The sequence below is a fragment of the Nonomuraea sp. NPDC052129 genome, from assembly GCF_040680095.1.
In the GTDB taxonomy this organism is placed as follows: domain Bacteria; phylum Actinomycetota; class Actinomycetes; order Streptosporangiales; family Streptosporangiaceae; genus Nonomuraea.
In genome coordinates this window covers 406,321-416,250 of record NZ_JBFAVX010000005.1, presented here as the reverse complement: position 1 = coordinate 416,250, position 9,930 = coordinate 406,321, and the positions used below count along the sequence as shown (strand labels likewise).

8 protein-coding genes are annotated in these 9,930 nt (G+C 70.9%); 3 read left to right on the top strand and 5 right to left on the bottom strand.

Going from position 1 to position 9,930, the window contains the following annotated elements; translation table 11 throughout:
- Positions 1 to 110: 110 nt before the first annotated feature.
- The 5 genes from AB0L53_RS15740 to AB0L53_RS15720 are packed head-to-tail and all read right to left on the bottom strand — an operon-like array spanning position 111 to position 7,638.
- Positions 111 to 1,277 carry a VWA domain-containing protein gene (locus AB0L53_RS15740; protein ID WP_363993576.1) on the bottom strand — a complete coding sequence of 389 codons (1,167 nt, stop codon included), beginning with the start codon at positions 1,275 to 1,277 and terminating at the stop codon, positions 111 to 113.
- Positions 1,270 to 3,543 (bottom strand): DUF5682 family protein, encoded by a 2,274-nt coding sequence (locus AB0L53_RS15735; RefSeq protein WP_363993574.1) that lies wholly within the window; start codon positions 3,541 to 3,543, stop codon positions 1,270 to 1,272. Before AB0L53_RS15735 ends, AB0L53_RS15740 begins: the two co-directional genes overlap by 8 nt.
- Positions 3,540 to 4,604 carry an AAA family ATPase gene (locus AB0L53_RS15730; protein ID WP_363993572.1) on the bottom strand — a complete coding sequence of 355 codons (1,065 nt, stop codon included), beginning with the start codon at positions 4,602 to 4,604 and terminating at the stop codon, positions 3,540 to 3,542. Before AB0L53_RS15730 ends, AB0L53_RS15735 begins: the two co-directional genes overlap by 4 nt.
- Entirely contained in the window at positions 4,601 to 6,055 is a 1,455-nt protein-coding gene (locus AB0L53_RS15725) for a DUF5691 domain-containing protein (RefSeq protein WP_363993570.1), read from the bottom strand. The genes AB0L53_RS15730 and AB0L53_RS15725 overlap by 4 nt, the downstream gene beginning before the upstream one ends.
- Positions 6,052 to 7,638: an SWIM zinc finger family protein gene (locus AB0L53_RS15720; RefSeq protein WP_363993568.1), complete on the bottom strand. Its 1,587-nt coding sequence runs from the start codon at positions 7,636 to 7,638 to the stop codon at positions 6,052 to 6,054. The genes AB0L53_RS15725 and AB0L53_RS15720 overlap by 4 nt, the downstream gene beginning before the upstream one ends.
- A gap of 263 nt (positions 7,639 to 7,901) precedes the next feature.
- Between AB0L53_RS15720 and AB0L53_RS15715 the strand changes: the two genes are divergently transcribed.
- From AB0L53_RS15715 to AB0L53_RS15705, 3 genes are all read left to right on the top strand, one after another.
- A complete protein-coding gene (locus AB0L53_RS15715; protein WP_363993566.1) occupies positions 7,902 to 8,456 on the top strand; it encodes a cupin domain-containing protein in 555 nt (184 codons plus the stop codon).
- 5 nt (positions 8,457 to 8,461) lie between these two features.
- The gene (locus tag AB0L53_RS15710; protein WP_357960318.1) at positions 8,462 to 9,019 is read left to right on the top strand and encodes an NUDIX hydrolase; all 558 of its coding nucleotides are present in this window, start codon (positions 8,462 to 8,464) and stop codon (positions 9,017 to 9,019) included.
- A 250-nt stretch (positions 9,020 to 9,269) separates the two neighbouring features.
- Positions 9,270 to 9,920 (top strand): response regulator transcription factor, encoded by a 651-nt coding sequence (locus AB0L53_RS15705; protein ID WP_225289552.1) that lies wholly within the window; start codon positions 9,270 to 9,272, stop codon positions 9,918 to 9,920.
- Positions 9,921 to 9,930: the final 10 nt, after the last annotated feature.

Sequence of the window (9,930 nt, the reverse complement as noted above, 5' to 3'; positions counted from 1 at the left end):
CAAGCCCCGCGTGGCCCAAGCGGGGCACTGCCCGCCTGCTTCTGAAACCCCGGCCACGCACCACCGGCGCTGACGGGCCGCGACCTGGTGTCGCGGCCCTTCAGCGGGGTTTAGGAACCCATGCCGATGTGCCGTTCGGCCCACTGGGCGATGTCGCGGCGTTCGATCGCGGCGGCCATCAGGTCCGGGAACGCGTCGGGCGTACACGCGAAGGCCGGCACCCCCATCGCGGCCAGCGCGGCGGCGTTCTCGTGGTCGTAGAAGGGCGCGCCCTCGTCGGACAGGGCCAGCAGCACGATCACCTGGACGCCCGCCTGGGTCATCGCGGCGACCCTGCGCAGCATCTCCTGCCGCACACCGCCCTCGTAGAGGTCGCTGATGAGGATGAAGATCGAGTTGGTCGGGCGCGTGATGAGGCCCTGGCTGTAGGCGATGGCCCGGTTGATGTCCGTACCGCCGCCCAGTTGCGTACCGAACAGCAGCTCGACCGGGTCGTGCAGCTGATCCGTCAGGTCCACCACCGCCGTGTCGAACACCACCAGCGACGTCTTGAGCGACCGCATCGAGGCCAGCACCGCGCCGAACACGCTCGAATAGACCACCGAGGCCGCCATCGAACCGCTCTGGTCGATGGCGAGCACCACCTCGCGCTGCACGGACCGCTGCCTGCGCGCGTAGCCGACAAGCCGCGAGGGGACGACCGTGTTCTTCTCGGGCAGGTAGTTCTTGAGGTTCGCCCTGATCGTCCGGTCCCAGTCGATGTCGGACACCCGCTTGGGCCGGTGGGTCCTGGCCGAGCGGTCGAGCGCGCCGGTGACGGCGGCCCTGGTCTTCTGGGCGAGCCGGCGTTCGAGCTCCTGTACGACCCTGCGCACCACCGTCCTGGCCGACTCGCGCGCCTGGTCGGGCAGGACCCGGTTGAGCGTCAGCAGCGTGCCGACCAGGTGTACGTCGGGCTCGACGGCCTCCAGCATCTCGGGTTCGAGCAGCAGCCTGGTGAGGTTGAGCCGCTGGATCGCGTCCTTCTGCATGACCTGGACGACGGTCGAGGGGAAATAGGTTCTGATGTCGCCCAGCCACCGTGCCACCCGTGGCGCCGAGGCGCCTAGGCCGCCGTCGCGGTCGTACACGGCGGCCAGGGCCCGGTCCATGTCCGCGTCGGCGCCTTCGAGCCCGCCGCCCGCGCCTCCTTGGCGACCGGCGCAGATGCCGTCGGCGTCGCCGCCGCCCAGCACCAGCCGCCACCTGCGCAGCCGCTCATCCATACGCTCAGTCATGCTCTCTCCCGCCGGTCCGCGCTCTCCCCAAGATCGCCAGTACGGTTCGCTCGGCCGCCGCCGCCCGCTGTTCGTCCACGGCCTGCTCCCCCGCCCGCCCCGACCACTCCGACCGCTCCGACCGCTCCGCCGATCGGACGCGCTCGCCGATCGCCCGGCGTTCGGGGGCGGCGAAGCTCCCGAACGTACGGCGGAGCAGCGGCAGCACGTCGACGAACTGCTCGCCGTCCAGCCCGGTCAGCCAGGCGTCGACCAGGCCGAGCAGCCTCGGATCATGCACCAGCAGCAGCCCGCCGCCGCCCAGGAAGCCCTCGATCCAGGAGGCGGCCCTGGTGGGCGCGTGGCCCCTGGACATCGCCCGCGACATCCGATCGTCGGCGTCGTCGAGCTCGCCGGCGTCGAGCAGGATCCTGGTCAGTCGTCCCTCGATCAGCCCGTGCAGGTCGGGACGGTCACTCATCCCACGCAACGTGACCAGCCACCGACTACGCGGCGACGCCGCCTGACGGGAGACCGGTTCCGTCGGCTCCTGCCCGACGGCGTCCGGCGGTGAGCCGGTCGGCTCCTCTGACATCAGTGCGACGGCCGTGTGCACGGCGTCGACGCCGCTGAGCAGTGCGGCTGCCGCCTCGTCGTCGAGGCCGGTGACCGCGACGGGCAGGCCGACGCAGATGCGGTCGAGCATGGACCGGACGATCACCGCCAGGCCCTCGGCCGAGGTGCCGCGTACATCGCCGTAGCGGTGGGCGCGGACCATCGCGGGCAGCGCGGCCATCAGGTGAGTGACGTCGGTGTCGAGCGCGGCCTTGGCCGAGAGGGCGGCCAGGACCTCGGGCAGCGCCTCCGGCAGGTCCGCCAGCAGGCAGCGTTCGACGAGCCCGCTCAGGTCGGCCAGCGTCACCGACGCCGCCGAGGCGAGGTCGCGAGCCCGCTGCGCGGCGGCGGAGGCGACCGTGATGCCGAGGGCCGCCGCCTCGACGAGCGCCAGGTCGAACTCCGGCCGCCACTGCAGCGTCCACGTCTCCCTGAACGTCCCCTTGCCCCTGGCCTCCCCGAGCACCCCCCACTCCACGTCGAGCAGCCGCAGCCGGTGCAGCAGGTGGCTGCGGTCGAGATCGAGCGGCTTGCGCAGGTCGAGCCCCAACGCGCGGTCCAGCGCCTCGGGCTTCAGCTTGAGCCGTCGCTGCTGCTCACGCAGGTCGCGCTGGAGCGGCACCATGGGCGTGCCGTCGGAGACATGGCCGAGCCGGTCGCCGACGACCAGGCGCCGCTGGATCAGCTCCACCGCCAGGTCGTCGCCCTCGCACAGCACCGCCCTGGCCGCCTCGGTGACCTCGCCGAGCCCGGCCAGCGGGCGTCCGCGCAGGGTGGCCAGGCTGTGCGCGAGGCGTACGGACTCGATGACATGCGCGGACGACACCGCGAGACCCTCGTCGCGCAGCACCGCCGCCGCTCCGGCCAGCCACCGCTCCACGGGCCGGTCGGGGGCGGTGAACAGGTGGTGGTACCAGCCGGGCGAGGAGATGCCCGCGCCGTAGCCGCTCCACGAGGCCAGCCGCCCGTACGTCCACGGCACCCACGTCAGCTGCGCCTTCACCTTGGGCAGACCGCGCAGGAGGGCGTCGTCGGCCTTGGCCGGAGGCAGCGGGGCGGTCAGGGCGGGGACGTGCCAGGCGCCGCAGATCACCGCGATGCGGTCGTGGCCCTGCCTGATAGCGGTGCGGAGGGTCTTGCGCATGTACGCCTCGCGCCTGGCCTCACGTTCGTCGGGCTCCTGGCCCTCGCGGACGGCGGCCATGGCCTCGGCGATCACCTCGAACGGGGTGTCGCCCCGGTGCTCGACGACGTCCTCCCACCAGCGCTCGGGATCGTCGTAACCGGCTGCGGCGGCCAGGGTGCCGATGGGATCGACCCGCAAGCGCTCGGGGCCGGAGCCGGGCACAGGCTCGGGATTGTCGGCCAGGCTGTGGGCTGCCGGGAGGTCGCAGAAGCGTACCGGGATGCCGGCCGCCGTGCCGTACAGGATGGCCTGCCACTCGGGCGAGAACCCGGCGAACGGCCAGAAGGCCGCGCTGGACGCCTGGCCGGGCACGTGCGCGAGCAGCGCGACGGGCGGTTCCAGCTCGGGCGCGAGCGCGACCAGCGCGTCGGCCTCCGGAGGTCCCTCGATGAGGATCAGGTCGGGGCGGAGGCGTTCGAGCTCCGCGCGTACGGCGCGCGCCGAGCCGGGGCCGTGGTGCCGGACGCCGAGGATCAAGACGCTCATGACACCTCGCGGCAGGCGCGGTAGAAGTCGCGCCAGTCGGAGCGCTCGCGCACGACCGTTTCGAGGTATTCGCGCCACACCACCCGGTCGGACACCGGCTCCTGCACCACCGCGCCCACGATCCCGGCGGCCACGTCGGAGGGCCGTAGCACGCCGTCGCCGAAGTGGGCCGCGAGGGCGATGCCGCTGGTCAGCACCGAGATGGCCTCGGCCGTGGACAGGGTGCCGCTGGGTGATTTGACCTTGGTACGGCCGTCCTCCGTCACACCCGTACGCAGTTCCCGGAACACCGTCACCACGCGGCGGATCTCCGCCAGCCCCGTGCTGGTCTCGGGCAGCTCCAGCGAGCGGCCGAGCTGGGTGACGCGGCGCGAGACGATGTCCACCTCCTCCTCGGCGGTGGCGGGCACCGGCAGTACGACGGTGTTGAAGCGGCGGCGCAGTGCGCTGGACAGCTCGTTGACGCCCCGGTCGCGGTCGTTGGCGGTGGCGATGACGTTGAAGCCGCGTTCGGCCTGGACCTCGCGGTTGAGCTCGGGGATCGGCAGCGTCTTCTCCGACAGGACGGTGATCAGGGCGTCCTGTACGTCGGAGGGCATGCGGGTGAGCTCCTCGACGCGGGCGATCCGGCCCTCGGCCATGGCCCGCATGACGGGCGACGGGGTCATCGCCTCGACGGACGGGCCCTCGGCCAGCAATCGCGCGTAGTTCCAGCCGTAGCGGATGGCCTCTTCTGCCGTCCCGGCCGTACCCTGCACCAAAAGGGTGGAGTCGCCGCTGATCGCGGCGGCCAGGTGTTCGGACAGCCAGGTCTTGGCCGTGCCGGGCACACCGAGCAGCAGCAGCGCGCGGTCGGTGGCCAGGGTGGCGACGGCGACCTCGACGATGCGGCGGGCGCCCACGTATTTCGGGGTGATCTGCCGGCCGTCGCCAAGGATGTACGTGGTCACGGCCCACGGCGACAACTTCCAGCCTGGTGGCCTGGTCCGGTCGTCGTCCTTGGCGAGCACGGCCAGCTCCTCGGCGTACTGATCTTCCGCATGGGCGCGCAGAACGGTCATGAGAGCTCCTTCATCAGGTCGGCACGGAAGCGCAGCAGGGCGGCGACCTGCTGGATGGGCTGAACGGGCGAGTAGTTCTCGGCCAGCTCGGCGAGCGCCGGGTCGATGTGCTCGCCGGCCAGTTTGATCAGCTCACCGAGGTTCCACGGCTGGGTGGTGGCCACTTTGGTGATCTTGCGGAGGACTGCCGTCGCCAGCTTCTCCCGCCAGTGCGAGGACACACCGCCCAGCACCATGATCAATTGGCTGTCCAGGTCATGCTTTTTCACGAAATCGGCGGCAAGCTGTTGCTGCTCGTCCGGCCCCAGCGCCTCCAGCAGGTCCGCGATCGGGTCCCACGCGAACATCGCCCGCGCCCACTCCGGATCCCGCTGCAGCACGGCCGCGCGCACCCAGGCGGTCTTCACCTCACCGTCCCAGTCAGGGATCTTCATCTTGAGCAGCTTGGCGGGGCTGCCCCAGAGAGCGAGGGGCGCGCGGGCGATGACCTGCTGGAGCCACCAGGCCCGCTCGCCGGTGCCTCTCGGGGGCTTGGCCCGGATGCCGTCGCGCTCCATCGCCTTGTCGCACGCTGTGGGTGCCTCGACCATGATCGTGCTTCTGGTGACGGTCAGGCAGCTGCGCGCGCGTACGGCCATGCGCTGGGCCAGGCGCGATTCGGGGAGGCGAGTGAGGAGGTTGGCGGCCTGCTGGCGTACCTCTCGCCTGCGGTCGTCGAGCGCCTGCTCCAGGAACGGCTCGTCGTCCATCGACAGCCCGTCGGCCAGCACCTCGACGAACGCCGCCCGATCGTCCGGCCCCTCACGCTCCCAGCCCGCCTCCAGCAGCGTCCTGGCCTGCTTGGGGTCGTGCCTTCGGAAGTGGCTCAGGTAGGCGCGGCGGTCGGCCGAGCTGCCCAGCTCCCACGTCTCGCCGGTCGGCTCTTCGAGCAGGTACGCCCAGTCGGGGTTCAGGGCGGCCAGCCACCTGCCACGCTGCCCGGCGACCAGGCCGAGATTTGCTCTGATGGAGTGGTCGCGTCTGCCCCGGTCGAGGAGCTCGGGCAGAACATACGGGGGCACTCTGCGGCCTGCGGTGGAGGCGGCGGCCAGCCATTCGGGGAGCAGGCGGTCGTACTCGCCGCCCAGGATCCTGGCCAGACGCTCGGCGGCCAGGGCGGTCACGGCGGGCAACTCCTCGTCTTTCGCCCACCCCTGCTCGGTTGCCTCACCCACTGCCGCCTCACTGGCCGGTGCCTTGCTCTCGGCCCCCTCGCCCGCTGTCGCCTCACGCGTTGTCGCCTGGCCGTCGGCCCTGTCGCCCTCGGTCGTCTCGGCCTTGGTCGTCTCGATGAGTTGCTGACCGGCGCGGCGGCGCACCACTTCTACGGCGGCGCTTTCAAGCAGGTCTCCCTCGTGCGGCCTGCGGTCGGTGCCGACCAGTGCCGTCGATGCCAGGTCGTCCCAGGTCACAGGATCACCGCCGTTCCGTCGTCGGCCCAGGTGGTCAGCGGGCGCAGGCCCAGTGGGGTCCACTCGGCGGCCACGGTCACCGGCCGCCCGCCGGAGACGGCGATCAGCCGCCATGGGTCACGTGACCTCGGGTGCAGCGGGAATCCGCCCACAGAAGTGCGGCCAGGAACCACGCCCGCCAGCACGACGGGCCAGGAGTCGGTCCACGGGTCGGCGGCCACGGCGGCGGCGATCTCGCCGAGCGCCTCCTCCGGCGACGTTCCGGGCGGAACCCGGCCGCCGAGATCCGCCCGGCCGTCGGGGACGCTCCGGTCGGGGGCGTCGCCCTGGCCGGCGAAGGTGGTCCGGTCAGTGGGAAGGCTTCGAGGGATGGCGTGGCGGGTGGCTACCAGGGCGCGGAGGGGTGCGGCGCCCGGGTAGAAGGCGACGTCGGCGTCGATCATGGTGCCGGTGACCAGCGAGGCGTCGAGCGGCTGGCCGGAGGCGGCGAAGGACAGAATCAGCGCCGCCCGGCCCGTGTCATGGCCCCGGAGCCAGACCCGGCGGGCGGTCAGCCGGTCGTGTTCCTCGTCGCGTCTGCCCACCACGTGCCACCGGTCGCGTACGGCCGGCCGAACCAGCACGTCCTCCCGCGCGACGGGGAAGCCCGCGCGGATCAGGACGGTCTGGCGCAACGGCCCAGGCAGCTCGGCCCGCCGCCGGTAGGCGACCGCCAGCAGGTTGATCAGCGAGTATTCGGCCAGCAGCCGACTCGGCCAGTCGTCGGCCATGCGCACCTCCCGCAACCGGGAGAGCGCGTTGGCGACGCCCGGCGCCTGGGCATCGACGAGGCGCTTGGCTAGGTCGTCCCATTCGTCGGCGTCGGTCCCCGCCAGGCCCTGCCGCACTTGATCGGCCAGCCACCGTTCGAGCTCGGCCAGTCCGGCACTCACCCGCGCATGCCGTACGGACTCGACCCCTGCACCCCGCCCACCACCTGACCTACCAGTGGAGGACGGCCCGGAGCCCAGACCGGACCCACCGCCAGCCGCCGCGCCCGAGCCTTGCCCACCTTCCGAGCCCGAGCCCGAGCCCAAGCCCGAGGACGTGCCCGAACCCAAGGACGTGTCCGACGCTGTGCTTGGGTCGCCACCCGACCAGGCGTTCGGTGTCGGATCCGATTCGGGCCAGTCGGCCGGTTCCGGGTCGCTCTCGGCTTCCGCAGTGGCACGGGCGCGGGCGGCCTCGAGCTTGGCCGCCGCCTTGGCGGCACGTTCCGTACGCATGGCGACCCACTCCGCGGCCCACGGCGGCAGCGAATCGGCGGCGGGAACCCCATCTGCCGACCACATGAGCAGCAGCCCGAGCGCGTGCTTGCACGGGAACTTCCGGCTGGGGCAACTGCACCGATATGCGGGCTCGGAGAGATCGACGCACGCCATATAGGGCGTGGCCCCGCTCCCCTTGCACTCACCGAACAGCACGTCGTCAGTCGTGCCGCGCAAGCTCCATTTGCCAGGTGCCGCCACGCCCTGCGCCGCCTTCTGGGACGAGGCGTCGGGGGCGAGAGCGAGCACCTGATCACGGCTCCACCGTTCGATCACTTGCCGCAGACTAGCCAGCTCGACCGACAATTACCGCCCCTCCAACCGATCCATCAAGAAGATCCACACGGCTACTGGTCAGGGTGAGACGACGTCGCTCCACCCCATTCCTGTCAGTCGCTCCACCCCACTCCTGTCAGTCGCTCCGCTGCGTTCCTGTCAGTCGGTCCACCGCACTCGTCGGCACACCGGCACCCGGGCGATCCGTTCGCCACCAAACGACCTCACCGCCGCCGCGAACCCCAGCACGTAGGATCACCCACGTGGAGCTGACGATCTATCCCAGCGGCCCGTCCATCGAGGTCGCCGACGAGGCTGAGGCCCTGGCCAGCGAACTGGACGGCCAGCTGGTCCTCGACGGCACCCGCTTCCTGCGTCGTGACGTCACCGGCGCGGCGATCGCGTTCGTGGAGCGCCCGCCCATCGCCCGCGCCCTGGACCTGCTGCCCCATCCCGAGGGGGGCTGGTTCCGCGAGACCTGGCGGAGTCCCGTCACTTTCCTGCCCGCCGGTTATCCCGGGCCCCGCTCCTCCGCCACCGGTATCTACTTCCTGCTGGGTCCCGGTGAGGAGTCGGTGCCGCACGTGGTCCGGTCCGACGAGGTGTGGCTGTGGCATCGGGGCGGCCCGCTGGACCTGACCATCGGCGACGAGACCGTCATCCTGGGCCCGCTGGTCGAGGACGGCCAGGTGCCGCAGGCCGTGGTGCCGGGCGGCGTGTGGCAGTCGGCCCGGCCCGCCGGGGGCGAGGAGGTCCTGGTCAGCTGCGTCGTCTCACCGGGATTCGACTTCGCCGACTTCACCGCGCGAACCGAGTAGGAGCCATGGACGTACGACCGGACAGCGAGCACCCCATCAGGCGCCTCTCGACCGAGGTCGTGTACGAGAGCCCGTACCTGCGCATGCGCGAGGACCGCATCCGCCGCCTGGACGGTTCCGAAGGCATCTACTCCTACGTCGAGAAGCCCGACTACGCGCTGGTCATCCCGGTCGAGAACGACGGGCTGCACCTGGTGGAGCAGTACCGCTACCCGATCCGCGCCCGGTCGTGGGAGTTCCCGCAGGGCACGTTCCCGCAGATGCGGACCGGTGACCCCGAGCACCTGGCACGCGAGGAGCTGCGCCAGGAGACCGGCCTGACGGCGGCGGACATGCGGCACCTGGGACGGCTGAGCTGCGCCAAGGGCATGTCGTCACAGAGCTTCGACGTGTTCGTGGCCACCGGACTGGAGCCGGGGCCCAACGAGCTGGAGGTCGAGGAGCAGGACCTGCTGCATCGGTGGTTCAAGCGCACGGACTTCGAGGCCATGATCCGCGACGGCGAGATCACGGACGCCGCGACGCTGGCGGCCTACACGCTGTTCTTGCTCTCGAACCAGTAGGTCATCCCGCCCGAACGGCACCAAGGGCAAATCGGCTTAAAGACGGGATAATCGCCCCCGCCGCCCCACCTGTCGCACACGCCACAGCACATTACCCACTCGTCCAGCTCCAAGTCGGACCAAATGTCAAGATGTCGCGCCCCCTAGAAATCCCTGATTTCGCGTGTACATCCCCGGCGTAACCGAACAGATGTGACATGCTGCCCACAAATCACGGAAAAGAGTTCGCATGTGCAGTGCGTCACTAAGAGTGATTATCTGTGATAAATACGCGATCACGCGGTTCGGCCTACTGTCGATCCTGGCCTCCCGGGACGACGTCAACGTGATCGAGACCACCGACAGCGGCGTCCATGCGATCATGCTCGCCCGCAAGCATCATCCCGAGGTCGTGGTCACCGGGCTGACCCTCGGCGGGCTGTCCGGGCTGGAACTGATCCAGCGATTACGGGCCGAGAAGCTGGACCCCGAGCCTCGGGTGGTCGTGTTCACCGTCGACCATACCGACCAGACGGTCACCGACGTGCTGCGCGCGGGCGCGAACGGGCTGCTGACCCAGGATTCCACGCAGGACGAGGTCGTCGCCGTCATCAGGGCGGCGGGCCGGGGGCAGACCATGCTCTCGCCCGTCGTGACCCAGCGGCTGGTCGACTGGTTCAGGCAGCGGGAGCCCCCTCCCGCCGAACTGGAACAGCCCACGCTGGCCGGGCTGACGCCGCGCGAGCAGCAGGTGCTGCTCCTGGTCGCGCAGGGGCGGTCGACCGAGGAGGTGGCGGGAGAGTTGTACATCGGGGTCAGTACGGTACGGACACATCTGCACCGGCTCCGCGCGAAGCTGAAGGCGAAGGACCGGGCGCAGCTGGTCTCCTTCGCCTATCGCTCCGGCCTCATGTCAACCTGACCGCCGTTGA

Coding starts and splice junctions, on each gene's coding strand:
- AB0L53_RS15740 (WP_363993576.1), bottom strand. CDS start 1,277: ATGACTGAGCGTATGGATGAGCGGCTGCGCAGGTGGCGGCTGGTGCTG.
- AB0L53_RS15735 (WP_363993574.1), bottom strand. CDS start 3,543: ATGAGCGTCTTGATCCTCGGCGTCCGGCACCACGGCCCCGGCTCGGCG.
- AB0L53_RS15730 (WP_363993572.1), bottom strand. CDS start 4,604: ATGACCGTTCTGCGCGCCCATGCGGAAGATCAGTACGCCGAGGAGCTG.
- AB0L53_RS15710 (WP_357960318.1), top strand. CDS start 8,462: ATGGACGTACGACCGGACAGCGAGCACCCCATCAGGCGCCTCTCGACC.